This is a genomic window from Mucilaginibacter sp. Mucisp73, from assembly GCF_059491465.1.
The window spans coordinates 6,497,915-6,522,394 of the sequence record NZ_CP168507.1 but is presented as its reverse complement, the minus strand read 5'-3'; the positions used below and the strand labels follow the sequence as shown (position 1 = coordinate 6,522,394).

Below are 24,480 nucleotides of genomic sequence, written 5' to 3'. Positions count from 1 at the left end.
TATTTTTAATTTGCAACTAAATTTTTAGTTATTAATTTCTTAAACTTTAAATCATCATATTCGTTGTGATACTTCATACCATTTTATAAATGAACATAACCTTCCATGGTGCTGCCCGTAACGTAACCGGCAGCAAGCATTTACTCCGCTTAAACGACGGTACCAGCATATTATTAGACTGCGGCATGTTCCAGGGACTGGGCGAGCAAACCGAAGAAATGAACGAACATTTTGGCTTTAATCCCAAAGGTGTAACGCACATGATCCTTTCGCACGCCCATATTGACCATTGCGGCTTAATTCCACGGCTGGTTGCCGAAGGGTTTGAGGGGAACATTTACTGCACCCCGGCCACGATGGACCTTACACGCATCCTGCTGCTCGATTCGGCAAAGATCCAGGTACAGGACACCGAGTATAGTAACAAACACCGCATCCGCAAAGGCTTGCCGCTGCTTAATCCTTTGTACACCGAAGAGGATGTGATGGAGGCCCTTCGCCTGTTCAAAATTGTTGAATATGGCGAAGAGTTTGAAATTACCCCATCCGTAAAATTCAACTTTACCGACGCCGGGCATATTCTGGGCAGCGCGGCAGTGCATATTACTGTTGCAGAAAACGGTAGGGATACCCACATTACTTTTAGCGGCGATGTTGGCCGTTATGACGATCTGCTGTTGAAAAACCCGCAAACATTTGAGCAGGCCGATTATATTTTACTGGAATCAACCTATGGCGATTCGCTGCATAAAGAACTGGGGCCTATTGAAGAGTCACTACTGGAGATCATTAAACAAACCTGCGAAGTAAAAAATGGCAAGGTGATTATCCCGGCATTCAGCGTTGGCCGTACGCAGGAATTATTGTACGCCTTAAACGGCCTGGAACTGAAAGGCATCCTGCCGGATGTTCCTTATTATGTAGATAGCCCGCTATCGGAAAAAGCAACCGAAGTATTGATGAACCACACCGAGGTTTATAATAAAAATGTGCAGGAAGTTTTAAAAACCGATGCCAATCCTTTTGGATTTAAGGGTTTGCGCTTTATTGAAAGTGTGGAGGAATCAAAGGCGCTGAATAACGATCCGCGGCCCTGCGTCATCATTTCCTCATCGGGCATGGCCGAGGCCGGACGGGTAAAGCACCACATTAAAAACAATATTAATAATCAAAAGAATACCATTTTAATGGTTGGTTACGCAGAACCAAATTCATTAGGCGGCAGGTTATTGCGCGGTGACCATGAGGTACACATTTTTGGTGAAATGTATGAGGTAAAAGCCGAGGTCCGCTCCATTAAATCAATGAGCGCCCACGGCGATTATGACGACCTGCTCCATTTCCTGGCCTGCCAGGACCCCGCATTGGTAAAAACCATATTTCTGGTTCACGGCGAGTACGAAGTGCAGCAACATTTTGCCGGGAAAATAAAGGCGCACGGTTTCCATCATGTTGAGATCCCGTATCAGCATCAGAAAATTGTTTTGGAGTAAATCATTACTAACAAGTGCTTTATCTTAACCGTCATCCTGAACTTGTTTCAGGACCCCACAGGACAGGTCGTCCACACGCATGGCTTACACCTTGCATGTGAGGTGCCGAAATAAATTCGGCATGACGCGTAGTAGGTTTTTACTACTTTCCCACCTGCTTTATCACCGCGATAATATCCTCTTCGCCAAAAGCAGCTTCGGCGGCCTGATAGGTTTGATAAGCAGTTTCGCCAAGCGGGGTAGCCAAACCGAGGTCTTTGGCCAGGCGCAGATCTTTAGCGATATGTTTTAAGGCGAAAGCTGCCTGGTAATTATTGTTAACAATGGCATCGCCTTTTATTTTGATGAACGGGCTGCCCAGGGCACTGTTACCAATCAGCGTAGTTAGTGCTTCGGCTTCAATGCCATTTTGTTGTGCCAGCGTTATTGTTTCGGCAAGGCCTTGTGCAACAATGCCAAGCAAAGTATTAATGGCCAGCTTAGCCGCGTTACCTGCGCCGGTACCACCAACCAGCATAACCAGTTTACCCATTTTTTCGAGGATAGGTTTAGCCTGCTCAAATGCACCGGCCTCGCCTCCCGCCATGATAACCAGCATGGCATCCTCCGCCTGTTTGACACTGCCTGATACCGGGGCGTCCAGGTAATAATTACCTTGAGCCTTGCATGCGGCTGCCATTTCTTTACTGATAGCAGGCGAAACTGTGCTCATGTTAATGATTATTTTGCCGCTTACTTTTGCGGCAAGTAAACCTTCATCACCATGAAAAATATCATTAATGGCCTTATCGTCTGATACCATGATGAAAACAACATCAGCAGCATTCAACAATAAGGCGGGCGAAGCAGCTATACCAATGCCCTGTGCCTTAAACGCCTCTTCCTTATCCTTGCTTCGGTTATAAACACTGAGCGGATATCCGGCTTTAATTAATTGCTGTGACATTGGAACGCCCATTTTACCTAATCCTATCCATCCTGTTTTAACTGTATTCATAATAGCTATTTTGTTTTTGTTTTATATAGATTTTATTGATGTCAATTTCTCTCTTCTAGTCGTCTAAACAGACGACAAAAAACCTAATTACCGAATATTTTTGCGGATGCGGCTCAACGATTGAGGCGTTACGCCAAGGTACGACGCAATATCGGTAAGTGACACTCTCCTGGCAACCTCGGGCTGCCGCTCCAAAAACAACCGGTACCTTTCCGACGAGTCGTAACCAAGATAGGTGTTGCGCGTTTTTATCTTCTCCATAAGCGTATGCTGCGAAATCTGATCGATCATTCCTTTGAGATAAGGCAGCTTTTCATATAAAGCCAGCAGGTTGCTTTTGCTAACAACCAATAGTTCTGTATCGCAGGCGGCCTGAATACTTTCATCAGCGATCACGTTGTTATTAAAGCTATACAGAATGGTGCAAAACTGATTGTCCTTTAAAAAGAAATAAGTAACCTCATTCCCCTTGTCATTTCGCGCCATGATACGCAGCACGCCATCGGTTATGAAAAAAAGTTGCCGGGCTACATGCCCCAGCTGCAAAAGCGTATCCCCTTCTTTAAATTTCATTGGCTCAAAGGCTTTTAGTATGAGCTCCTGATCATCAACCGGAATAGGTTTTAACTGCTGTAACCTGGCTATAAGTTGCTGTTGCATGATACAAAGATCAGGTAAAATTGAAGTAAAAGCATCAATAAAAAAGTCCTTGCGAGGAACGAAGCAACGAGCCTCCTCTAAATCTCCCCGGAGGGAGACTTTTATTTATCTCATTTTAAAGCCCTTCCTTCCGGGGAGGGTTTGGGTGGGGCTAACCCGCCTGCCCTATTTCCAATTTACTGATCTTATTGCCGGCACCAATCGTAAACTTAAAATAGGTTTTAAAATCACCCCACTTGTCACTGTGAAATTTGCCGTATAGGTGCAGGCCGTTTTGTTCCACCTTATCGATACTGGTAAAACGTTCATGGCCTAAAGCTTTTTCAAAAAAACTTTTAAAGTCCATTTTATTACCATCATCAAAAAGCTGGGCATCGTTGGTGAACAAGCTAAACCAAGCCTGCTTATCTCCGCTTTGCAGGGCGTCGATGGCTTGTTTTACTATCGGGTTACTTAACTTTTCGGTGTTCATGGTATTCATGTTTTGGATAGTTGCAGCAGGTGTTTTTGCAGCCTGAGCGTTTACTGCAGAAGTAATTAATGTGCCGTATATGATATAATGATTAAGCGTTTTCATGACATGGTAGATGTATAATCAAATAATGCTACTTTTTGAATTTTAAACACAGGTAGCAGCTTATAGCTAAGACTATAAGCTGCTACCGTATGTTACTAAACTGACCATTAATTTGTTGCGCCGCCGTTTACCAACAGGTGTTGTCCGTTCACAAATGATGAAAGATCGCTGGCGAAAAACTCGGCCACATTGGCCACATCTTCAACTTCGGCCAGGCGGCCCATCGGACAACTGTCAAGCAATTGTTTTCTTAATGCGGGGTAACTATCAGCTTCGGCAAAGATACCTGAATGATCAACAGCAAACGGTATGATAGAGTTAACTGTTACACCACGGTGACCAATCTCTTTCGAAAGAATATCAACCAAATACCTTGGCGTAGTTTTGCTGCCACCATACACTGCCATTCCGGGTACAGGGAATGAGGTTGTGCTTGAAGCGATGTAAATAATGCGGCCATTATCCTCAACATTTTTGGCAGCCTGCTGCATAGTAAAGTAAGTGCCTTTTGTATTAATGCCAAACACATGGTCGAACTGTTCTTCGGTAAAATCAGTTACCGGGGTTTCCACCAGTTCGATACCGGCGTTAGCTACTACGATATCTATTTTACCAAACGCTTCTTTAGCTTCTTTAAAAAGCCTTTCAATATCAGCTACTTTACTTACATCGGCCTGCACAGCAATTACGTTCGCCCCCATCGCTTTGATGTTGCTGACCACTTCATCGGCCGATACTTTATCGCGCGAATAGTTGATCACGATGTCGGCACCTAATGCCGCATAACGTTCTGCAATTGCTTTACCTAAACCACGGGCCGAGCCGGTTATTACCGCTACTTTATTATTTAATGAGTTCATGATTGTTTTTTTGATTACACCGATGGGATTTGATTTCACCGATGCTTGATTAATGATTCTATGATTATTATTCCTGTCTCTTGCTTCTTGACTCTTGCCGTCTTGCCGTCTTGCTTCTATCATTCCTCCTTCAGGGGGTTAGGGGCTTACGCCATTGCACCATTAGCCCCGATATTTTGTGCTGAAATCCATTTAGCGTCGTCGCTTGCCAGGAAGGTTACTATTTTGGCAATATCTTCAGGCTCACCGATGCGGTTAAAAGCTGATAATGACGCCAGGCGGTCGATCAGCTCCTGGGGTTTGCCTTTGGTAAACAATTCGGTATTTGTTGGGCCGGGAGATACCGTATTTACATTGATGCCCCTTGCGCCCACTTCTTTGGCAAATACGCGGGTTAATTGTTCAACCGCGCCTTTGGTGGCTACATAGGTAGCATAAGTTGGCATCATAACGCGGGTAGTGGTTGATGAAAAATTGATGATACTGCCGCCATTGGCCAGTTTAGTTGCGGCTTCACGCATGGTATTAAATGTTCCGCGAACGTTGATCTCAAACTGGCGGGTAAAATCCTCGTCGGTAGTGTCTTTTATTAATTTGGTGATCATGATGCCGGCATTGTTTACCAGCACATCTATTTTGCCGTAATGGGCAATTGCTGCGTCAAACATGACCGCTACTTCGTCTGCCTTGCTAACGTCGGCCTGCAGGGCAATGGCGTCGCCGCCTTGTTGTTTGATAGAGTTTACTGTTTCGTCGGCAGCTTCTTTACCGCCTGCATAGTTGATAATTACTTTAGCGCCTTCGGCTGCTAATTTGTGAGCTACTGCTGCACCGATGCCTCTTGAGGCGCCGGTTACTAATACTACTTTTGATGCTAATGTGTTCATGGTTTCCTTTGTTATTTTGTCTATGTTTTGTTGTCGTTGATTGACAATACAAAGGTGGCAAGGGCGAGGCCCCTGAATGATACACATATCAAAGCATTACATACGAATATCTAAGATTGGGTGATAAAGAAGAATTGTTAAGATAATCCAACTGACTTTCTTACCCGAATTAGTGCAAAAAAAAGCTCGTACAAACTGATTTGGCTAAAGCCGCACTGAGTTAAACATAATCCCGTCGGTTAAAACCGACGGCAATGAATTTAAATCTATAAGATTTCAAAACAGCGAGACACACAGTCAGCTCGGCTATCGAGCCAATTAAAGAACTTAGTTGAACAGCTTGGCATAATGCAGGTTTCTTCATTGCCGTCGGTTTTAACCGACGGAACATTAAGGTACAAATGTGGCTTTAGCCCAAATCACTTTGACAGAAACGTTGGCTATGCTATCCCCGCATGCCCCTTCCTGAACAGCACCGGCGACATATCCGTATGCTTTTTAAAATAATTACTGAAATGGGTAGCTTCAGAAAAACCCAGGCGATATGCAATTTCTTTAATGGAGAGTTTCGAGTTCTGCAACAGGGCCTTGGCCTCAGCTATAGTTTTTTCGGCAATCCAGGTGCTGATGGTTTTGCCCGTTTTTATTTTGATAACGTTACTCAGGTAGTTGGGATGAAGGCTTTGCGCGTCGGCGTAGTCCTGCACTCTGAAAGCCTGTTCGGCTGTACCATTGCTCAGGTCGCGGTAATGTTTTTCAAGCAGGCGTTTAAAGTTTTTTACAATTTCCGAGCTCCGGTTGCCTTCATATATCGGGTTATAATCTTTCCAGAAATATTCTTTGAATTTTAACAGTACCACCACAAATAGGTTACCGATGATCCGGTAACGATATGGGCTATCTGAATTGTACTCTTTCAGGATTTGGTGATATAAAATATCAAACTCCTCAAAAACTTCGGGCGTAAGTACACGGGCCGGAAATGTTTCGGCCAGCAAAAAAGGGAACTCATCAAAAATATTGGCGTGTACGTTTTCCTTTAAAAACGATTCGCTGAGCGTGAACAGGTATACATCGCCAATACGCTCCCAGTTAAACGAACGGAAATGGCCCGGATTGGTAAAATAAATGGCACGCGGCTGCAGCTTATGATTTTGCTCATCAATGGTATAATCACCACTCCCATCTTTAATGAAGGCAAAAACAAAAAAGTTAAGCCTGCTCAAGGGCGATTTAAACGGCATCAGCTGATTAATATCTTTCAGGTTAAAAACCGTAAAATCGGTATGTTTTATCAGTCCGAGTGGCAAGCCCAGGTGCTTGTATTGATCATAAAGGGTATTAAAGATTTGTTTTTCATTATCCTGGTGATGCATGACGAGATGTTTGCACCAAAGCTATGAGGGATACGGTAGATTTGCAAGACGCAGGCGAATCAATAAAAAAACGGCGTATCAGTTACGATACGCCGTTTTTTATTTTACATCTAATATATTTTTAATCAAAACTTACGCTGCCGTAACTGGTACTGATGGTAATGGTTTTATCACTACCACCTTTACCTAAATGACCTTTGTAGGTTTTTGTCGGACTATAGCCACGTTCACCGTCGGCAGGGGTTTTACTGGTGATGTTAACATCATGGCCGCTATAGTTAAAGCTACCGTAGTGAACAGTGATATCAAAATCAGCATTCTGGCCGTCGCTCACTCCCAGTTTTACACTTGAATATGATGAATTAACCGAAAGATTTTTCACATTTTTATCAACCTCTTCAATCTTTAACGCCCCACTGAATTTAACGTTGATATTACCCGAAGTAGTAATACGGCCAATTTTGGCCGAGCCGTAGCTTACATCAGCATTGAGTTTATCACAATCACCAAGATTAAGGCTGCCATAGGCTACATCCAAATCGCTGCCGGTAAGGTTGCCGATAGTTGCACTGCCATATTTAACCCTGATCTGGCAAGCTGGGTTGCTTAAGGATTTGGCGCTAAGGCTGCCATATGAGTTATTGATATTGAGTTTACCGCTCAGGTCGGGCAACTCGGTACTGCCATATTTGTTGTTAATGGTAAGCGGATTTTTGGCGGGCATGTAAACGGTATAATTGATCTCCATTTTACGCACAGAGTTTTTCTTACCAAACAGGTTGCCCCAACTGCCGTTATCATCATCGTTTTGATTAATAGAAGTTTTGAACGATACACCCGAGCCGTCTTTGCTATCCCTGATATTTACATTATCAAGCAGTTTTTGTGCTTTATCTTCATCATTGGCCCCAACCTTAATCTGTACATCAACCTTAACTTCGCTTTTAGCCCAGGTAATTACCGTGATTTTGCCAAATTTGTTATCAATGTTAATCACATCGTTGCCGTCAACGTTATAGCTTTTGCTGTAGCTTTTTGTTTTTTCAACTATATCGCCATTCTGCACCTGTTGCTCATAGCGCTCATCACCATCGTAACTGTAGCTAAAGTTCTGGTCGAAGTTTTTAAAGCCGAAGTTTATATTAGGACTAAGCATCTCAAATTTATCGGCAAACTTCAAGCTGTCAAATCCTTTAAACTTCATTTTAAATTTCAGGCTATCAAAGTTTTTAAGCTTCAGGCTATCCTTAAACTTAAAAGCAAGCTGTTTGTTCAGCTTCAGCATATTTTGCATTTTAAGATGCAATTGCTTTTGCTGCTGCACGCGCAGGTTGCCCATTTCCTTTTGCAGTTCGCGCATTTTGGCGTTCAGCTCTTTCATTTTTTGCTGATACTCCTTGCTGTCGGTTACCGAAGTCCAGCCATCCCCGTTCAATTCAGCGGCGGGAGGCGGTGTAGGAGGCAATTTTGGCATTGCCGGCGCAGGCGGGGCTGCAGGACTTACCTGTGCAAAGTTCGCTGTACTTATGGCTAATAAGCCGATAAGCATAAGCAGGGCCGGACTAAATATTTTTGGTTTCATTGTTTTGTTCCTTTTTCATCTGGTTAAACTGTTCAATTACATTTAATTGCTGAGTTAGCACCTCGGTTTGTATTTGCAGGTTCCGGATCATTGCACGTAAAACACGTTCCTGGTTAGGGCTGGTGGCTAAATCACTGTTTAGTTTTTTATAGGTGGAATCCATCTTGGCTATCTCGGCGCTGAACTCCTTGTATAGCTGAGGATCATTTTTAGATGCTGACTTAAGTTCGGTAAGCTTGGTTTCAACAAGCGACGCATAGCGCACCTGCTGTTGGGCGTACTCGGGGTTAATAGCGGCAAGGTCAACGCCTTTTGTTCCTTTTTGGCTTTGTATAAATATGCCGAAGCCTATGCCCATTATGATGATCACCGATGCGGCCACTTTTAGCACGAAGCCCAGCGAAAAAGTCTTTGCTTCCCGCTTTTTTGGTTGTTCCTGCTCCTGGTCCAAAAAATTGAGCTGTGCCTCAATTTTACCCCACAAATCTGCCGATGGTTCTATTTCGTTAAATTCCTCGTTATTGTCGTGCATGAAATCTTCAAATCGCTTGCTCATGATACTTGTCCTTTCCTGTTTAAAATTTCAATTAACTTTCTTTTAGCTCTCAAAAACTGGGTTCTTGATGTGTTTTCTGATATGTTCAATATTTGTCCTATTTCTTCGTGGTCATATCCTTCAAGCAGATATAATGATATCACCACGCGATAGCCATCGGGCAACTGGTTCATGCCTTCTTTTACCCTGGCAACCTGGTACTGCAGGTCTTCATCGTCCCAGCTCTCGTCATCGGCAATATTTTCAAGATGGCCATCTTCCAGCTCAACCAGTTCCAGCTTTCGTTTGCGCAGCAGGTTGATCGACCGGTTCACAACAATCTGCTTAAGCCAGAGGCCAAATGTGGTATCCTGCCTAAAATCCTTCAGCTTGGCAAAGGCATCCACAAAAGCTTCCTGCAGCACATCTTCTGCTTCGGCAATATCGCCCACTATCCGAAAGGCCACGTTCAGCATAGCTTTCGAATACAAACGGTAAAGCTCATAACAGGCTTTTTTGCTCCCCTGTTTGCACTCAATTACCAGGTTGTAATGTTTATCAATATATATTGCTTCCAAATTCGTGACCGGCTTCAGGTTAATAGACGCAAGGCATTTTGCAACGTTGCACGTATGTGAAAAATATTTTTTTAATAAGGAATAATTTTTTTGACAGTTTTAAGTTGAGATGGGTTTAGATAAGCAGGTCCGCCTGAAAAATGCCTGACAAAATAGTTTAATAAAACAGCATAATGAAGAATTGTCATTGCTTCGCCCCTAATGATCACGCTCATAAGTTATTGATTATTAATGATATTTAAAATTAACCTATAAATATGGGCGTTGCCTGCGGCCCGTGCTATGCGCTCATACTGCACAGGCATTAGCCACAAGGCCGGTATCCGCTCCTATCACTAACGCGGCCACCGCATAACATCACTAAAATATATATTGTACACGTTATCACTTTTTTTTAGGATTTCACATGGTGGTTCCTCCAATGAGGCTTTTTTAAACATCATCTGCACATCATCCGGCAACATCTTTTAATCCTAAAAATCAGGGTTCAGATATTCATCGACCACTTTCACCGCATTATCATACCTATCCTGCCCAAGGCCGGAGATTACCTTATAATTAGCGTTGAGCGCCTGGAGTTCGCGGTGCCAAACGTTCATGAAATATGGGCGCTTGGTTGGGAAATTGCGCAAGGGATCATCCTGCCAGGGCAGATCGATATCCAGCAGTAAATAAAAATCATAAGGATGGTGGGGCAATTCGTCAAGCACCTCCTGCGGGGCGTTGCCAAACATTTCCTCGCTCCAGATCTTTACTGTTAAAAAAGTGGTATCACAAATCAGGATCCCGTTAGCCTGCGGCAGCAGCTTCTTTTCGAGTGCCAGCTGACCGTGAAACATATTAACCTCGTCTTGCCAGGTACAATCGCCCTTAAGGTTTGCACAATACTCACGCGAATACTCCGGCACAGCTATCGTGTTATAATGCGCCGCCAGGTATTCAGACATAGTTGACTTTCCTGTTGATTCGGGGCCTACAACTGCTATTTTGAGTATTTTGTTCATGAGGTAAAATTACATTAAATAAAAATCCCCTCATGGGAGGGGATTTGTGTCAAAGTGTTCTTTTTTTCGCCAATGACAACAGCGCAGCTATTGGGAAGACAAAAATGTCATAGGAGGAACAAAAGTAATCGTATGCTATACAGGGCGGCTTTGCTGCTGTGCGATTGCCACGCTATCGCTCGCAATGACATGTTCTTTTATTCTTTTCTGTAAAGGGAGCAAACTAATCTCTAATCACTGACCTCTAATCACTTATTCCGTTTTCTTCGGAACCCTTGTTGGTGTATCCTGGCCCGAAACTATAGTGCGCGAACTCAGGGCTATAGCGCGGATGGCCGAAGTAATATTATTCACATCCAGCGAACTAAATTCATCGCCAACAGTATGGTATAATTTGTCTATATCGATCTGGTCGGTTGAGATGGTGTGGGCCGGTACGCCAACTTCGGCCAGCGAAGCGTTATCACTTCTGTAAAACAGGTCCTGGTCCGGGTAAGGGTCCGGGTAAAACTTAAAGGCGGTACCTTTCAGGTTCTTCTGCAGGATCTCGCCAAAATCAGATCTTTCAAACCCGGTAATAAATGCCGAGTTAGTGCCAAATTTAGATGCCTTACCAATCATTTCGATGTTGAACATGGCAACTACCTTATCTGCATCTATTTGTTTGGCAAAATACTGCGACCCGTATTCGCCAATCTCTTCGGCAGTAAAGGCTACGAAAATAAGCGTACGGGCATTATTGTTGAGCTTTTTATAGTATTTAGCCAGGCTCAATACCGCGGTTGTGCCCGAAGCGTCATCATCCGCGCCATTGGCAATGCTGTCTGTTACGCCGGGTTTATCAGGTTTGATAATCCCTAAGTGGTCATAGTGGCCCGAAAATACCACATATTCATTCGGTTTGGTTTTCCCGGGGAGGATACCGGCAACATTAAACAGTGGCAATTCTTCATTTTTGATATCACAGTTAACATCAAATGATGCTGTGTTATCGAACTTGCCCAATACAAATACCAAGGGCTGCTTTACTGTGCCTTTAAAATTTGTGCTGCCTGTCCCCAGGTACGACTTAACCCGGCTAAACAAGTCTTTAAATTTAGGGTCGATCAGCAAAAGTGTTTTTTTGCCGCTTTGTGAAGCTGACCGGTACTCGGTCCTGAAATTTTTTTCCGCACCAACGGTAACTACCTGTACATCTTTATCGCTTGCCCATTTAAACGAATCCGTACTGCTTGCAAACGCGCTGTCTGCAGCTATAGCCTTACCATTGATGCTTACAGTCAAGCTAACAGGGGTCGACCGTACCATCGTAAAGTTTTGACGGTAACCGGTATTGCCTGCCATAGGTTTAAGACCGGCCTTTTTATATTCGCCTTCAATAAATGTAGCGGCCTTTTCAATGCCCGGCGTAAAAGTGGCTCTGCCCTGCATATCATCGGCAGACAGGGTTTTAATGATGCGGGTCACATCATCTTTACTGATCAGTTTATTTACATCCTGTGCAAAACCATAAGCCGAAACGCTTAATAATGCAGCTGTTACTATAGAGATCTTTTTCATTATTATTTGACTTTTGACTGCAGCCAGTTGTTACGGAAAGTTTCCTGTTCTTTGCTTAATTGTTTGCCTGCTTTTTCAAAGGTTACTACCTCAAAGTTTGGATTTTCCTCAAGCGTTATCGTAGTTTCATGGGCACCGGTCCGGTTTTTATAGTTTACCATGATCTTATCGCCCGGCTTTTTATCGGCAATGGCATCACTAAACCCTTTCTGATCTTTCACATCTTTTCCATCAACTTTCAGGATCACATCACCCGCATCGATGCCTGCCTTGTAAACCGGGGTACCTATAGTCGTGCTCGACAATATTGGCAAGCCTTCGGCATCAGCAGCACGTACCTGCCCGGCGCGGCCACGGCCTGGCGTAACTGCCAGCGGACCAGCCCAGCCTTTGCCCGGTTGTACTTTACGCAATACCAGGCCTGCTTTAGCCAATAGTTCTTCGTAATTGTTTTTGTCGGTTCCGTTGATGTAACGCTTAAAGAAATCGGCCGCGAACTTGGGGTTATTGGTTACTTTACCTAAATCGGTTTGCAAATCAGGTATGGTATACGGTTTCATTACTTTACCCCGGCTAAGCCAAACAGCACGCATATAATCATCAAGCGTCATGTTAAAATCGCTGCGGAGGCGAAGGTCGAGCGCTAATGCAATGGCGCCGCCATAAGTGTAATAACTGGTAAAATCGTTAACGTTGTTGTTAGGATCTATAGATACACCGGCATCGGCAAAAACCGAATAGCGGCTCATTTGGGCGGCCGAATATTTGGCAGCGGCAGGTGTGTTTAAGATCTGGTTTACCAAACCGGCAATGGTTTTGGTATAATCATCAACCGTTACAAAGCCGGCGCGGGCAAGTAATAATTCGCCATAATATTGCGTAAAACCTTCGGCAAACCAAAGCTCGCTGCTCATGTTGGCATGTTCAAAGTTAAAAGGCTCCAATGATTTTGGACGGATGCGTTTTACATTCCAGCTATGGAAGTATTCATGTGCATAAACACCCATGAGGTTATTTTCAAATCCTTCAACCTTGGGTGCCGGGATAGTTATGGAAGTTGAGTTACGATGTTCCATACCGTCGCCTGATACAGCAGGATTTACATCGCTCACAAAAGTGTACTCGCCAAAATCATAAGTGGGCAGTTCGCCAAATACGGCTTTTTCTTCCAACACCAGCTTCTGGATCATCTTGCCGAAGTTATCAATCACGGCCTGGCTATCGTCTGAGTGCATGGTAAGGTTTATTTTTTCTTTCTTACCATCGGTATTTACTACTTCCCAACTGCTAACGTTGTAATTGGACAGTTCGGTAGGGCTATCCATCATATATTGCAGATTGGGTGCGCTGTACACATTTGAGCCTTCATGTTTAAGTTGTGAAGCTACTTTCCAGCCGTATTTATCAATGTCGTTAAACTCAAAAGTAAGGGGGCGTTTATCCTGCCCTACCACCCACATAAACGTGGCGGGCATATTCAGGTGGGCATGACTCGGATCGATAGAAGCATAAGTGCCATCGGTCCAGTTGCCAAAAAGTGTATAGCTCACTTTCACCGCGGCCGGGTGTTCTCCCACTTCGTAAACGTCACCTTCAATTTGGGTTAAAGGCAGCTCCTTACCGTCAACATCGGTAGCTTTAACGTTGTAAATATTTTTACCAAACTCATGGGTTGCATACCGGCCGGCAGATGAGCGGCTCATCCGTACCCTGAAAGCACCTGATGGTGCCTGCGGAATGGTCATGCTTATCTCAGCCTCATGATGGGCGGCGTTTGGGAATGATATGGAATAGTAAATAGCTTTTTGTGGTTCCTGCTGTGCCATAGCACTGCACGCAAGTACCGAGGCGGCGGTAAAGAGTAGTAATTTTTTCATCAACTTAAATTATCTGCGCTGAAATTACTATTAAATCGCGAAAAATTTATATCAATATTATTACCTGATATTCTCTAATACTATCAAAGTTTTTTGTCTCAAAACCGGGAGATCATTAATGATAACCTGCCAGATAAGATTAAAATCAACGCCAAAGTATTCGTGAACAAGAATGTGCCGCATCCCGATAATCTGTTTCCATTCTAAATCGGTGAACATTGCCTTTGTTTCGGGCGTAATGTAGTTGGCGGCCTCGCCAATAATTTCAATTTGCTTAACGCAGGCAAACCGCATCATTGAATTTGAAAGAAATGTTGTTAAGTCGGTATTTAAAGTATAAGAATGAATCTCATCAATTGCCTCTAAAATATGTAGCAATCTTTGGCTATCGCCCATCTTACCTCTCATAAATCAAAATTTTGTCTTTTTCGATAAATGGCGAAAGGTATTTAGATATGGCTTTTGACGAAATAAGGTCTACCTTTTTATGGAGCCTTTGTTGTATATCGGCTTGCATAGATACAAACCCCAAACCAATGTGCTTTGAGTAGTCAAGATCAACCAGGATGTCGATATCGCTTTCATCGTCGGCCTCATTGCGCGAATAGGAACCAAACAGATATGCCTTTATTACGGGTTGCCCCGAAAAGTAATCTTTTAGTATTTGTATGTCCTTAGTTGATAACTGCATCGCTATACAAATATAACGAATCAATTGCTAAAATTACCTCCTCCAAACCTTTCGCTACTTCATTTAAAAACCGGTTTGGCGCCATTCATTCTGTTTTATTATATGTATATTTAAAGAAATTTGCCGGCTTATGATCCTTTTTTCAAAAAGAAATCTATACTACACCGATTATCAATGGACTACTTACATCCCGAATGATCCGCGTGTAAATGGCAGACCCGATCATACTACGTTTAACAAAAACGAAGGGAACGAGATGGTATACCTGATCAATAAATTAATGGTGATTTGGGATTACCGCTTTGCCAATACCGGCAATAAAATGGAAAAACTGATCCATGATGAACTTCCTGCCGATATCACCAGCCAGGAAGGTGTGCAGAACTGGCTTAAAACAAATTTGAAGTTTTAGGGTGAAAAAGCTAAAAGCGGAATGCTCAAAGCTTAAAGCATGAATAATAGGAAGCAAGTTAATCGCTTTTCGCTTTGGGCGTTCGGCCTTAAGCTCCCCTCTTATCCAAACAACAAGCTAAAAACCTCTTCGATACTACTTACAATTTTGATGTCGATATCGTAGCGGGACAAATCCATGCGCTTTTTATCCTGGCCGCTGGCAGGAAGGTTATATTTGGAGATAAAGATCTGGTTAAAGCCAAGCTTCTGCGCTTCGGCAATGCGTTGCTCTACGCGGTTTACCGCCCTGATTTCGCCCGAAAGTCCCAGTTCGCCTGCAAAACAGGTTTTGAACGGAATGGGCATATCCTCGTGCGATGAAATAATGGCCGCCGCCAAACCAAGGTCAATAGCCGGGTCCTCAACCCTGATACCGCCTGTAATATTCAGGAATACATCCTTTGCGCCCAACCTGAAACCACAACGTTTTTCAAGTACGGCCAGCAGCATGCTCATCCGCTTGGTATCAAAACCCGTAGCGGTACGTTGCGGGGTACCGTAAGCAGAAGCACTAACCAGTGCCTGGGTTTCAATTAGCATCGGCCTCATCCCCTCTAAGGTAGCCGAAATAGTGATGCCACTCAAGGGAGTTTCCCGGTGCGAGAGCAGGATCTCCGACGGATTGGACACTTCCCTCAATCCTTCACCCATCATTTCGTAAATACCCAGCTCTGATGCCGAGCCGAAACGGTTTTTGATGGTACGCAATATGCGGTAAACGTGGTGCCTGTCGCCCTCAAATTGTAACACGGTATCAACCATGTGCTCCAATATCTTCGGACCGGCAATCATCCCATCTTTGGTAATATGGCCTATTAAAAATACCGGTGTCGAAGTCTCTTTGGCAAAACGAAGCAGTTCGGCGGTACATTCCCTAACCTGCGATACACTGCCAGGAGTTGATTCAATATGTGCCGAATGCAGGGTTTGGATCGAGTCGATCACGACCATATCCGGTTCTAATGATTCTATCTGTTTAAATATGTTTTGGGTAGAAGTTTCCACCAAAACATAGCAGCCCCCCCCGCCCCCTAAAGCGGGAGCTGCTAACCCGCTTAGCCCTGTATAGTTGCCGCTGTTGGCACCCCCTTCAGGGGGCGGGGGGGGCGAAGCTAACCTTTCGGCCCGCATTTTTATCTGCCTTTCACTCTCCTCGCCCGATACATACAAAACTTTTTGGTTTGGCATATTGAGCGCAAGTTGCAGCATCAGGGTTGATTTGCCTATGCCCGGCTCACCGCCTATCAATACCAGTGAACCGGGCACTATCCCGCCTCCCAAAACGCGGTTAAACTCTTTATCGGGAGTTGGCACACGGTGCTCTTCGGTATAAGTGATCTCCGTTACGGCCACTGGTTTATTGGCCCGCTGCTGACTGGTTGACGCAGGTTTCCAGGCAGGTACCGCTGCATTGCCTTTTTCAATCACCTCCTCAACAAAAGTGTTCCATTGCTGGCATGACGGGCATTTACCCAGCCATTTAGGCGATTCAAAGCCACAGCTTTGACAAAAATACGCGATCTTGGATTTGGCCATTATTTATTCAGATGTGCAGATTACAGATGTGCAAATATGCAGATTATTTATTTTATTACTAAATTAATTAGCAAAACACATTGATGAATACTACTCAATTACCTTTACTTTTTATCTGCATAGAGCCTGAAATAGCCACACTCCTTAAGCGCTTCTTTATAGTAAGCCGTGTTATTGTATTTCTCTTTTAACTGTGCGAAATATTTGTAATACGCATCGGTAACAGGCTGACTGGCTTTTATATCGGCAAACTTGTCGGCACCTTTAAAGTTTGGGTCATTGTATATTTCATTCAGGGCACATTTACTCAGCATAAATGTACAGCGGGCACGCTGTTCATCTGTGGTGGCATTTTTGCGGGCCAGTTGATAGTACTTCATCGCAATTTGCATCGATGTCAATTTATCATCCATGCGCTGTTCGCCTTCGTAATAATAGCGGCCGGTTGGCCCGGTAGCTACCGCATCCGATTCGTAAAACAACCGGGCGTTACCGTAGTATGTGATATTGTAATAGGCATTCGCAATGGCATAAGCATTACTGTATACGTTTTTGCCTTGCTTAATTTCTGTATTTAAAGTGTTAAGCGTTTGCAGAAAACTTAGCGGCGTATATTTTTGCTTTTGCGGGGCTGCATGATCACAGTCATGGCAGTCAACTAATCTACCGGTAAAGGGGTTGCCTGCAAGCACAAAATCTTCGGGCTTCATTTTTTTGAGTTGAGCAATAGCTTCAGGTAACTTTTGCTGATAAACCAATGTGATAGCCCGATGGTAATATAAATTGTTAAGGGTTATAGGATAATAACGCAACATCGTTTGTTCAAAAGCAGTTTTATCCGGTTTATTTAACAGATCTATCATGTGCTGCACCCTTGTGCTATCCGCATAAAAATCCTGTGCATTGTTGTTAAAGCATACCTCCCTGATTGGGTTGCCTTGCTTTTTATAAAGCCGCGATATGGCAAGGTTACAAACCGAAATGGCATTATCAAACCGCAGGTCTTTGATCTTAATCTTACTATCGCGCAGGTTGGCAAGCCAGTTAAGGGGCTCCGTTAATTTTGCCTCTGCAGTGGCATCCATTTTTTTAAGGTTTTTGATATATAACATAAGGTCGAGCAACTTGCCCTGTGCTACAATCATTTTATCGCCGGCGGGGAACTGGTTTTTTGCTGTAGCATAAAACTTACCGGCTGCGGTGTAATTGCTATCCAAAAAGTTAAGGTAACCTGCCGCGAGGTTCCAATAGTAAGGCTTGGCTGTATTATTTTTAAAGGCAATGTTTTCAACAAGCCGTTTACCATCGTTATCGGATTTTATTACCGAATCGGCAGGTTTACCGCCTCCTGTTGTGGCCTCCCGGATGTTAATCAGACGGCTTAGCAGCAGGTCCAGTTTTTCGGATTTTGGGTTGATAGCCGCGATAGTTTTTATAGCCCTTGCGGCATCATATTGTACCCCCATCATATGCCACAGGGTTATTTTTTCTTCCGGCGTTTTGGCAAGCCTGAGTGTGGCATTCCAATCACTTTCATTTTGCGGGTGGAAGCTCCAGAAACTCGGGATCTTTAATTTATACGTGTAATCATAACAAAGGCTGTAGAGGTAGTTTGATAGGGCGTAGTTTTTTTGCCTGTAATAATATCCGGCTACATAGCCCATTGTACGGTAGTAAATGAGGTTTTTAGGAAAATGGTCTTTAAACTGATTAAACAAGTTCACAGTTGTTGCCGACGACGAATTATCCAGGAAGTAATAATAACGAACGGCTTGAAACCATAAACGCTCCTTGATAAAAGGATCTGTTTCGGCATCGAAGGCACTAATCAGCGTTGAAGCCAGCTTTACCGGCGAATGATTGGGTTTTACCTTATCCCACGAATAATATTGATCGTTTACCGAATAAGCCTCACTTATTTTGGCCAGCTTAAGGTAGCTATAAAAAGCTTTGAGCATTTTTGCCGATACAGTACCGGTGCTCATAACCGGGTATTTAGCGGGCAATACTTTGAGCGCGCCTGCTGATTTACGGGAAATGGAATCAACAGTGCCGGCACTGGCTTTAATAAGCAGGTACTGCAGTGAGGCTTTGCTGAATTGACGGTTAAAATGATCGTACCATTCGTCAACAATAATATCGTTATACCAGGTATTGCTCCCATCGGCATAGCCTAAGCCATAGTAAACCTCGTTCCCCGTGTAAAAGAAGGGGGAGTATTGCTTGTTGACAAAATATTCGGGAGTAAAAACGGAATATTCTTCCTCATACGAGTCGGCACAAGCCCAGATTACGCCGGCTATCGTTAGTGTGCATAAACTAAAAACGAGCAGAAATTTGCGTAATGGTTTCCTGGTTAAATTTTGAAAGGTCGATGTTGGCCAGTTCATAGTAGATGATGGTTGTATGTTTTTGTTTAGGCAGATGCTGTGTTAATTGCTGGGCGGCAGCGTTCAATGTATTGCTGTCCGTTTCTTCAAGTTTAAAAATATCATTTTGTTTGATATAAATTCCATCAAGAAAAAAGCTTGTTTTGGCCCTGTAATTTGCCTGCCCTTCAATTGGTTCAAAATGAGCCTGATCGGTAAGTTGCCTTCGCCCTATTTTTCCATATACCTGGATCACCCGGCCCTCCCTGATATGAATAGCCCAGGAAAATAAAGACAAGGCAATATCCAGCTTCAGGGGATAGCTGCCCAGGTAAGCGATATACTTATCCGCATCATCGCTATTGTATATTGAATTGGGCTGCTGCAGATCGGCGTTGAGCTTGCCCATGTTGTAAAACATCAATACCCCGCGGTCGGCAGGAGGCACACCTGTACGGTCTTTAAATTTAACCTGGTGCAGGCGGATGGTTGCTTCCAGTTGTTTATGGTTCAGGTTTTTAAAAGCCGTCAAAAAGCTGAAATATTTTAACCGTGTACTTAACGACCAATCGCAATCAATTTGTACTTTGGTATAGTTGATCTTCCTTTCCATGGCAAGTTCATTGATCAACTTATTACAATGTGCCGCAAGGCTGACTACAGCAGTATCTGCAGTGTTTTCGAAAGTTTTATTGGTGATGTAAATAACCGGGGTAATATTTAAGCCCGCCGGGAGCTCATTAAGTTGAACAATCGCATTAGGATATGAGCGTTGTTCTTTATCGTTCCAGCTTACATCAAAAAAACGGATATAGGCATTGTTGCCGGTTTGCTTTAATAAGGCTGTTTGCTGTTGATTAAGGTTGAAGCCGGTTTTCCAGTAATAAAAGGCTGTTGTGGCATTACCGGGTTTGCGACAGGAAGCCGTTGTTAACAATGCAGCCATTACTATCAACCACCGGGAATATTTAAGCATAGGTTATGAAATAGGTTGTTAACGATGGTAAAGTAAGGGATTTTTTTTATATTGTTTTAGAGGGGATAGGCTTGCGCCCGTACCCATATAAAAGATGCTTATGGTAGAAATTGTTTTCTTGAATGAACCCGATAAATATTTTGATGAAGGCGAATTTGTCGCTCATCTTCCTGCAGTTGAAGGAGAAGGTGAATTATTAAAAAAGCTAAGTGAGGTACTTAAATTTCCAGACTATTTTGGGGGTAATTGGAATGCCGTTTACGATTGTCTGTGTGATTTTCATTGGATAGAAAAGAAAGGAGTTGTATTGGTGCATAATGTTATGCCCATGCTTACCGAAGAAAAACTAAAAGCATATATAGAGGTACTTCATGATGCAACTAAAAGCTGGGGCATTGATGAAGCACATTATTTTAAAGTGATGTTGCCTGTAAAATCGATGCCGTTTTTAGAGCATATTTTAATTAATCTGAAATAAAAGCCCAGAACTTGCCAGTACTGGTCGAAGTACGCCGTCGCTTAACTTCGACCAGTACAAGACCATTAATACCTTACTTATTCAATTTCTTTTCAATTGCACTTCGTTGGTTGGAGCCTGCTGATTTCTTTGCCGCTTCCACCTTTTTTGCGGTTGTTCCTTCTTTGCGTGCTTCGTAGTTCAATTCGTGTGGCTGCTCTGATACAGAGTTCCTTTCCACTTTTACGCCTCTTTTTGACATTGCTTTTTTTATTAGATGTAACTGATTAACAACGGCGTACTTTAATGGTTTTAACCACCGGGTAAATAATTGTCTTTTTAAATTAATTACAACTAAATGAAATTTAGCTTGTTCAGCTATAAAGGAAAAAGCTATGAAATACCTATTTGCACAAAAAAACAATACCGGACTATGGATCACAGCCGGCATAACAGGAGTTTTGGCAGCAGGCGCGGGGATCTGGTTTTACTTGCGTGGCAAAAAATCAGATGAAACAGCCGGCCCACAAAAAGAACACGTCCAGGACTATCTTGAAGCCAAGCACCCCAAAAAGAAAAAACATAAAACCGATGTGGACGAGTTGGCAGACCTGGTACATCATCAGGCAACCTGAAAAGATTGTATGCCCCTAACTGGTCGGAGTTAAGCAGCCGGCAAACTCCGACCAACAGGGTTGTCGGCACGAACCAACTGGAAACAGCACAACCACCATTATAAATGTTATATATGAGAGGGAAACGTACCGGTACTTAAACAAGAATCTACTCTTCTGATGTCAGCATTACGGCGCACAGCGCCCTTATTGTTTCAGTTAACTTACCTTCGGCGTTTAACGCTACAAGTTCAGTCTCCCTAAAAACCCGTTTATGTAATTTCCCCTCGTGCTTTGCCTCAATGGTAATAAAGGCTTCGGCGTTTAAGCTATCCGGGCCAGATCTCGTTACCTTCAAAACTTCGAAGTTAGGCTCGAAAATCTCTTTTATTTTATCAATTATCTCCATATCTCAAAAATAAATGTATTGGTTTTAAAAAACATCAGATCAAATCGGGCTATTTTTCACATTTACTTATGTCTTGCTTTAATAACCAACATTTGATTACCTCCTTTTTGAAATTCGTAATCCACTTTTTGTATATCAATATTAAAATCCCTGCCAAGCACGTCAAGTAATTCGTCAAAAAACACAGGAACCCCGGCATTGAGGTTTAATATTGGGAAGATCCGCAATTCGGGGCATATGCGCATGATTTCCTGTATCGCTTCCGTATGAAACTTTAACCCCAGATTATCATACAGCAATAAAAAATGGGAGCTTAGGCCCAACTCAAATGCGTTATCCGCGAAAGAGGTTTTAGCGGGCATGGCATGTTTAATATATCTTTGCCGAAAGCCGTCCTGGTCAAAATCCCGCAGAAAATGGTTCATCGCGGTCATTCTTATTTCCTGCAGTTCTTCCACATCTTTAATGTTGTTCCAAACAAACTTATCGGCGTTAGCCCTCACCTGGCCTATCACTTCTACACAGGTTTCATCAATCCGTTTTCGGATATCATCAGTCGAAAATTGATATAAAGGATCGATGGAGATAACCTGCTTACCCATTGCGTGCATCTCCGCATTAAAACTTGCCGGACCATCACCTATACTGACAATCTTTTTGGTAACATCACCGGCGCTGAGGTTAAACATTTGCTGATATTCGGTAAACGTGCGGCCCCAGGGCACAACGTTATTTAGTTCAAAAGCCATTATTGTAATTTTGTTATAGATAAAAAAACAGACCCGTATAATGATACTGCCGGACGGATATTGAAAAAAAGGACTAATGCCTGATAGTCGTTATGATACCGGCTGCACAAAGCTGTGACGCCACCAATTGAGTTTGGTTATGTGATAATTGATCATTGATGGGCAAGATATGATTAAAGACTGGCAATAGCAAGGTTTGTTATTTATTCCAAATGCTAACCAACATAAGGCTTACGTCATCTCTGCTGCCATAAGGCTATTGCACCTGATACATATGCCGAACACAGCGACAGCCACGACAGGTAACACTGTTTTGAATTGGGTTAAGGTACCCCCAAAACAAAAAAGAGCAGATGCTCATCCAAACACCTGCTCTTTTTAAAGATCTTTAATTTGTGCCATTTTCAAACAGTTGCACTTCTGAATTTTTACAGTTTAATTTCTTCGTCTTTTGATGAGAAGAAATGGAATTCCGTGATCTGGTACGATGGGTTATTTTTAACCTTTATCCATTGGCCATATTTGATAAACCACTTCATTTGGCGGTTATAAATGCCCTTTTTAATAAAAGCCTCTATATATGGGTGTACGCACAGAGTTATGCCTTTTTCGTTTTGCTCGGAAAGGATGTAATTGAAGTTGTTCTCAATATCATCCATCAGCAAAATGGTTGGCCTGATAGTACCTGTACCATTACAGGTAGGGCAAACCTCGCTGGTAACAATGTTCATTTCGGGCCTTACCCGCTGACGGGTGATCTGCACCAATCCAAATTTGCTTGGTGGCAAAATGGTGTGCTTGGCACGGTCGTACTGCATTTCGGCACGCAGAAAATCAAAAAGCTCCTTACGGTTCTGCGGTTTGTGCATATCGATAAAATCGATCACCACAATGCCGCCCATATCGCGAAGGCGTAACTGCCTTGCAATTTCTTTGGCAGCTTCCTTGTTTACCTGGTAAGCGTTCTCTTCCTGGTTTTCTTTGCTGGCTGTGCGGTTACCGCTGTTTACGTCAATGACGTGCAGGGCTTCGGTATGCTCAATTACCAGGTAAGCGCCACCGGCAAGGTTAACTGTTTTACCAAATGCGCCTTTAATCTGCTTTTCGATACCGAAATGGTCAAATATAGGCTCCTTATGCTTGTGCATGCGGACTATACTCTCCATATCGGGCGAGATTTCATGAATGTATGACCGAATTTCTTCGAACATACTATTGTCATTGGTATAAATGTGCTGAAAATCTGGGTTCAAAATATCCCTGAGGATAGTTGATGTACGCCCAATTTCGCCCAATACCTTTTTTGAAGGCTCAACAGATGGCAGCTTGGTAATAAACTGTTCCCATTTCGAGATCAGGTCAAGCAAATCTTTCTGTAGTTCATCAACCCCTTTACCTTCGGAAACAGTACGGATGATAACGCCAAAATGCTTTGGCTTAATGCTTTCAACTACTTTACGGAGGCGTGTACGTTCAGTATTGCTTTTTATCTTTTTCGAAATAGAAATTGCTTCCGAAAAGGGTACTAAAACAACATACCGGCCCGCTATCGACAGGTCGGAACTTAAACGCGGCCCCTTAGTTGATATGGGTTCTTTAGCTATCTGTACCGGGATAAGCTGGTTTTTGGTCAATATCTCGGAGATTTTGCCTCCTTTATTGATATCTGCCTCAAGCTTAAACCCATCCAGTAGCTTTGACTGATATCCCCCGCTACGTACCTGCTTGGTTAGTTTAAGCAGGCTCTGCACCTGCGGACCAAGATCAAGATAATGCAAAAAGGCATCCTTCTCATAGCCAACGTCAACAAAGGCGGCATTTAAACTGGGCATGATCTTTTTGATGCGGCCCAGATAAATATCGCCAACTGTATAGTTGTTGCTTACCTGTTCTTTGTGAAGCTCTACGAGTTGTTTATCCTGTAATAATGCAATGGTAGCCCCGTTGGGGGATGAATCGATAATTAATTCCTTTATCAATTGCTACTCCATTTCTTATAACGGTAAAAACCGTGTGTTAATAAGTGGGTAAAAAACACTAATAAATAAAAAGTACCCACCCCGGTTTGGGGCAGGTAAAATCACTAATGTTTAGTCTTAAGTCGTTGGTCGAAAGCTTAAAGTCAGAAAAAAAGACTTTGTACTTAAGACTAAGAACTATCGACTTAACATAAATGCTTATTTCTTTTTATGTCTGTTTTTTCTTAAACGTTTTTTACGTTTGTGGGTAGCCATTTTGTG

At 43.1% G+C, this 24,480-nt stretch carries 25 protein-coding genes; 4 read left to right on the top strand and 21 right to left on the bottom strand.

Annotation, left to right across the window (positions count from 1 at the left end; all coding sequences use genetic code 11):
* Positions 1 to 89 precede the first annotated feature (89 nt).
* Entirely contained in the window at positions 90 to 1,493 is a 1,404-nt protein-coding gene (locus ACEN82_RS27195) for an MBL fold metallo-hydrolase RNA specificity domain-containing protein (protein WP_413321232.1), read from the top strand.
* Between the two features lie 142 nt (positions 1,494 to 1,635).
* On the opposite strand, the gene ACEN82_RS27190 is transcribed toward ACEN82_RS27195, so the two are convergent.
* From ACEN82_RS27190 to ACEN82_RS27125, 14 genes are all read right to left on the bottom strand, one after another.
* The gene (locus ACEN82_RS27190) at positions 1,636 to 2,490 is read right to left on the bottom strand and encodes an NAD(P)-dependent oxidoreductase (RefSeq protein ID WP_413321233.1); all 855 of its coding nucleotides are present in this window, start codon (positions 2,488 to 2,490) and stop codon (positions 1,636 to 1,638) included.
* 87 nt (positions 2,491 to 2,577) lie between these two features.
* Positions 2,578 to 3,150: a Crp/Fnr family transcriptional regulator gene (locus ACEN82_RS27185; protein ID WP_413321234.1), complete on the bottom strand. Its 573-nt coding sequence runs from the start codon at positions 3,148 to 3,150 to the stop codon at positions 2,578 to 2,580.
* Positions 3,151 to 3,301: 151 nt separating this feature from the next.
* On the bottom strand, positions 3,302 to 3,727 hold the full coding sequence (locus ACEN82_RS27180) for a hypothetical protein (RefSeq protein WP_413322244.1): 426 nt from the start codon (positions 3,725 to 3,727) through the stop codon (positions 3,302 to 3,304).
* Positions 3,728 to 3,834: 107 nt separating this feature from the next.
* A complete protein-coding gene (locus ACEN82_RS27175; protein WP_413322243.1) occupies positions 3,835 to 4,587 on the bottom strand; it encodes an SDR family oxidoreductase in 753 nt (250 codons plus the stop codon).
* Positions 4,588 to 4,733: 146 nt separating this feature from the next.
* Positions 4,734 to 5,474 (bottom strand): SDR family oxidoreductase, encoded by a 741-nt coding sequence (locus tag ACEN82_RS27170; RefSeq protein ID WP_413322242.1) that lies wholly within the window; start codon positions 5,472 to 5,474, stop codon positions 4,734 to 4,736.
* Positions 5,475 to 5,914: 440 nt separating this feature from the next.
* Positions 5,915 to 6,850, bottom strand: a complete 936-nt coding sequence (locus tag ACEN82_RS27165) for a helix-turn-helix domain-containing protein (RefSeq protein WP_413322241.1) — start codon at positions 6,848 to 6,850, stop codon at positions 5,915 to 5,917.
* A 121-nt stretch (positions 6,851 to 6,971) separates the two neighbouring features.
* Positions 6,972 to 8,432 (bottom strand): DUF4097 family beta strand repeat-containing protein, encoded by a 1,461-nt coding sequence (locus ACEN82_RS27160; RefSeq protein WP_413322240.1) that lies wholly within the window; start codon positions 8,430 to 8,432, stop codon positions 6,972 to 6,974.
* Entirely contained in the window at positions 8,413 to 8,988 is a 576-nt protein-coding gene (locus ACEN82_RS27155; protein ID WP_413322239.1) for a hypothetical protein, read from the bottom strand. The genes ACEN82_RS27160 and ACEN82_RS27155 overlap by 20 nt, the downstream gene beginning before the upstream one ends.
* A complete protein-coding gene (locus ACEN82_RS27150) occupies positions 8,985 to 9,545 on the bottom strand; it encodes an RNA polymerase sigma factor (protein WP_091175659.1) in 561 nt (186 codons plus the stop codon). Before ACEN82_RS27150 ends, ACEN82_RS27155 begins: the two co-directional genes overlap by 4 nt.
* 473 nt (positions 9,546 to 10,018) lie before the next feature.
* Positions 10,019 to 10,549, bottom strand: a complete 531-nt coding sequence (locus ACEN82_RS27145) for an AAA family ATPase (RefSeq protein ID WP_413322238.1) — start codon at positions 10,547 to 10,549, stop codon at positions 10,019 to 10,021.
* A 252-nt stretch (positions 10,550 to 10,801) separates the two neighbouring features.
* On the bottom strand, positions 10,802 to 12,109 hold the full coding sequence (locus tag ACEN82_RS27140) for a M20/M25/M40 family metallo-hydrolase (protein ID WP_413322237.1): 1,308 nt from the start codon (positions 12,107 to 12,109) through the stop codon (positions 10,802 to 10,804).
* A 2-nt stretch (positions 12,110 to 12,111) separates the two neighbouring features.
* Positions 12,112 to 13,986 (bottom strand): M61 family metallopeptidase, encoded by a 1,875-nt coding sequence (locus ACEN82_RS27135; RefSeq protein WP_413322236.1) that lies wholly within the window; start codon positions 13,984 to 13,986, stop codon positions 12,112 to 12,114.
* 60 nt (positions 13,987 to 14,046) lie between these two features.
* Positions 14,047 to 14,394, bottom strand: coding sequence for a HepT-like ribonuclease domain-containing protein (locus ACEN82_RS27130; RefSeq protein ID WP_413322235.1), 348 nt, complete (start codon positions 14,392 to 14,394; stop codon positions 14,047 to 14,049).
* The gene (locus tag ACEN82_RS27125) at positions 14,384 to 14,677 is read right to left on the bottom strand and encodes a nucleotidyltransferase family protein (protein ID WP_112657309.1); all 294 of its coding nucleotides are present in this window, start codon (positions 14,675 to 14,677) and stop codon (positions 14,384 to 14,386) included. The genes ACEN82_RS27130 and ACEN82_RS27125 overlap by 11 nt, the downstream gene beginning before the upstream one ends.
* 130 nt (positions 14,678 to 14,807) lie before the next feature.
* Here ACEN82_RS27125 and ACEN82_RS27120 point away from each other — a divergent pair, with 130 nt between their 5' ends.
* Entirely contained in the window at positions 14,808 to 15,089 is a 282-nt protein-coding gene (locus tag ACEN82_RS27120; protein ID WP_274985533.1) for a hypothetical protein, read from the top strand.
* A 101-nt stretch (positions 15,090 to 15,190) separates the two neighbouring features.
* Here ACEN82_RS27120 and radA read toward each other — a convergent pair whose 3' ends face one another.
* The 3 genes from radA to ACEN82_RS27105 all read right to left on the bottom strand — a co-directional run bounded on the left by radA (position 15,191) and on the right by ACEN82_RS27105 (position 20,011).
* Complete coding sequence (gene radA / locus ACEN82_RS27115) at positions 15,191 to 16,666, bottom strand: DNA repair protein RadA (RefSeq protein ID WP_413322234.1); 1,476 nt, start codon at positions 16,664 to 16,666, stop codon at positions 15,191 to 15,193.
* A 104-nt stretch (positions 16,667 to 16,770) separates the two neighbouring features.
* Positions 16,771 to 19,056 (bottom strand): hypothetical protein, encoded by a 2,286-nt coding sequence (locus tag ACEN82_RS27110; RefSeq protein WP_413322233.1) that lies wholly within the window; start codon positions 19,054 to 19,056, stop codon positions 16,771 to 16,773.
* Positions 18,986 to 20,011 (bottom strand): hypothetical protein, encoded by a 1,026-nt coding sequence (locus ACEN82_RS27105; protein WP_413322232.1) that lies wholly within the window; start codon positions 20,009 to 20,011, stop codon positions 18,986 to 18,988. Before ACEN82_RS27105 ends, ACEN82_RS27110 begins: the two co-directional genes overlap by 71 nt.
* 100 nt (positions 20,012 to 20,111) lie before the next feature.
* On the opposite strand from ACEN82_RS27105, the gene ACEN82_RS27100 reads away from it, so the two are divergent.
* A complete protein-coding gene (locus tag ACEN82_RS27100) occupies positions 20,112 to 20,489 on the top strand; it encodes a barstar family protein (RefSeq protein WP_413322231.1) in 378 nt (125 codons plus the stop codon).
* Positions 20,490 to 20,562: 73 nt separating this feature from the next.
* On the opposite strand, the gene ACEN82_RS27095 is transcribed toward ACEN82_RS27100, so the two are convergent.
* Complete coding sequence (locus ACEN82_RS27095; protein ID WP_354486956.1) at positions 20,563 to 20,730, bottom strand: hypothetical protein; 168 nt, start codon at positions 20,728 to 20,730, stop codon at positions 20,563 to 20,565.
* A gap of 133 nt (positions 20,731 to 20,863) precedes the next feature.
* Here ACEN82_RS27095 and ACEN82_RS27090 point away from each other — a divergent pair, with 133 nt between their 5' ends.
* A complete protein-coding gene (locus tag ACEN82_RS27090) occupies positions 20,864 to 21,103 on the top strand; it encodes a hypothetical protein (RefSeq protein WP_176628780.1) in 240 nt (79 codons plus the stop codon).
* 148 nt (positions 21,104 to 21,251) lie between these two features.
* On the opposite strand, the gene ACEN82_RS27085 is transcribed toward ACEN82_RS27090, so the two are convergent.
* The 3 genes from ACEN82_RS27085 to ACEN82_RS27075 form a co-directional block, all read right to left on the bottom strand.
* Positions 21,252 to 21,491, bottom strand: a complete 240-nt coding sequence (locus tag ACEN82_RS27085; RefSeq protein ID WP_413322230.1) for a hypothetical protein — start codon at positions 21,489 to 21,491, stop codon at positions 21,252 to 21,254.
* 62 nt (positions 21,492 to 21,553) lie between these two features.
* The gene (locus tag ACEN82_RS27080; RefSeq protein ID WP_413322229.1) at positions 21,554 to 22,240 is read right to left on the bottom strand and encodes a hypothetical protein; all 687 of its coding nucleotides are present in this window, start codon (positions 22,238 to 22,240) and stop codon (positions 21,554 to 21,556) included.
* Between the two features lie 428 nt (positions 22,241 to 22,668).
* A complete protein-coding gene (locus tag ACEN82_RS27075) occupies positions 22,669 to 24,219 on the bottom strand; it encodes an Rne/Rng family ribonuclease (RefSeq protein ID WP_413322228.1) in 1,551 nt (516 codons plus the stop codon).
* Positions 24,220 to 24,480: the final 261 nt, after the last annotated feature.

Coding starts and splice junctions, on each gene's coding strand:
- ACEN82_RS27195 (WP_413321232.1), top strand. CDS start 90: ATGAACATAACCTTCCATGGTGCTGCCCGTAACGTAACCGGCAGCAAG.
- ACEN82_RS27190 (WP_413321233.1), bottom strand. CDS start 2,490: ATGAATACAGTTAAAACAGGATGGATAGGATTAGGTAAAATGGGCGTT.
- ACEN82_RS27185 (WP_413321234.1), bottom strand. CDS start 3,150: ATGCAACAGCAACTTATAGCCAGGTTACAGCAGTTAAAACCTATTCCG.
- ACEN82_RS27180 (WP_413322244.1), bottom strand. CDS start 3,727: ATGAAAACGCTTAATCATTATATCATATACGGCACATTAATTACTTCT.
- ACEN82_RS27175 (WP_413322243.1), bottom strand. CDS start 4,587: ATGAACTCATTAAATAATAAAGTAGCGGTAATAACCGGCTCGGCCCGT.
- ACEN82_RS27170 (WP_413322242.1), bottom strand. CDS start 5,474: ATGAACACATTAGCATCAAAAGTAGTATTAGTAACCGGCGCCTCAAGA.
- ACEN82_RS27165 (WP_413322241.1), bottom strand. CDS start 6,850: ATGCATCACCAGGATAATGAAAAACAAATCTTTAATACCCTTTATGAT.
- ACEN82_RS27160 (WP_413322240.1), bottom strand. CDS start 8,432: ATGAAACCAAAAATATTTAGTCCGGCCCTGCTTATGCTTATCGGCTTA.
- ACEN82_RS27155 (WP_413322239.1), bottom strand. CDS start 8,988: ATGAGCAAGCGATTTGAAGATTTCATGCACGACAATAACGAGGAATTT.
- ACEN82_RS27145 (WP_413322238.1), bottom strand. CDS start 10,549: ATGAACAAAATACTCAAAATAGCAGTTGTAGGCCCCGAATCAACAGGA.
- ACEN82_RS27140 (WP_413322237.1), bottom strand. CDS start 12,109: ATGAAAAAGATCTCTATAGTAACAGCTGCATTATTAAGCGTTTCGGCT.
- ACEN82_RS27135 (WP_413322236.1), bottom strand. CDS start 13,986: ATGAAAAAATTACTACTCTTTACCGCCGCCTCGGTACTTGCGTGCAGT.
- ACEN82_RS27130 (WP_413322235.1), bottom strand. CDS start 14,394: ATGAGAGGTAAGATGGGCGATAGCCAAAGATTGCTACATATTTTAGAG.
- ACEN82_RS27125 (WP_112657309.1), bottom strand. CDS start 14,677: ATGCAGTTATCAACTAAGGACATACAAATACTAAAAGATTACTTTTCG.
- ACEN82_RS27120 (WP_274985533.1), top strand. CDS start 14,808: ATGATCCTTTTTTCAAAAAGAAATCTATACTACACCGATTATCAATGG.
- radA (WP_413322234.1), bottom strand. CDS start 16,666: ATGGCCAAATCCAAGATCGCGTATTTTTGTCAAAGCTGTGGCTTTGAA.
- ACEN82_RS27110 (WP_413322233.1), bottom strand. CDS start 19,056: ATGAACTGGCCAACATCGACCTTTCAAAATTTAACCAGGAAACCATTA.
- ACEN82_RS27105 (WP_413322232.1), bottom strand. CDS start 20,011: ATGCTTAAATATTCCCGGTGGTTGATAGTAATGGCTGCATTGTTAACA.
- ACEN82_RS27100 (WP_413322231.1), top strand. CDS start 20,112: ATGGTAGAAATTGTTTTCTTGAATGAACCCGATAAATATTTTGATGAA.
- ACEN82_RS27095 (WP_354486956.1), bottom strand. CDS start 20,730: ATGTCAAAAAGAGGCGTAAAAGTGGAAAGGAACTCTGTATCAGAGCAG.
- ACEN82_RS27090 (WP_176628780.1), top strand. CDS start 20,864: ATGAAATACCTATTTGCACAAAAAAACAATACCGGACTATGGATCACA.
- ACEN82_RS27085 (WP_413322230.1), bottom strand. CDS start 21,491: ATGGAGATAATTGATAAAATAAAAGAGATTTTCGAGCCTAACTTCGAA.
- ACEN82_RS27080 (WP_413322229.1), bottom strand. CDS start 22,240: ATGGCTTTTGAACTAAATAACGTTGTGCCCTGGGGCCGCACGTTTACC.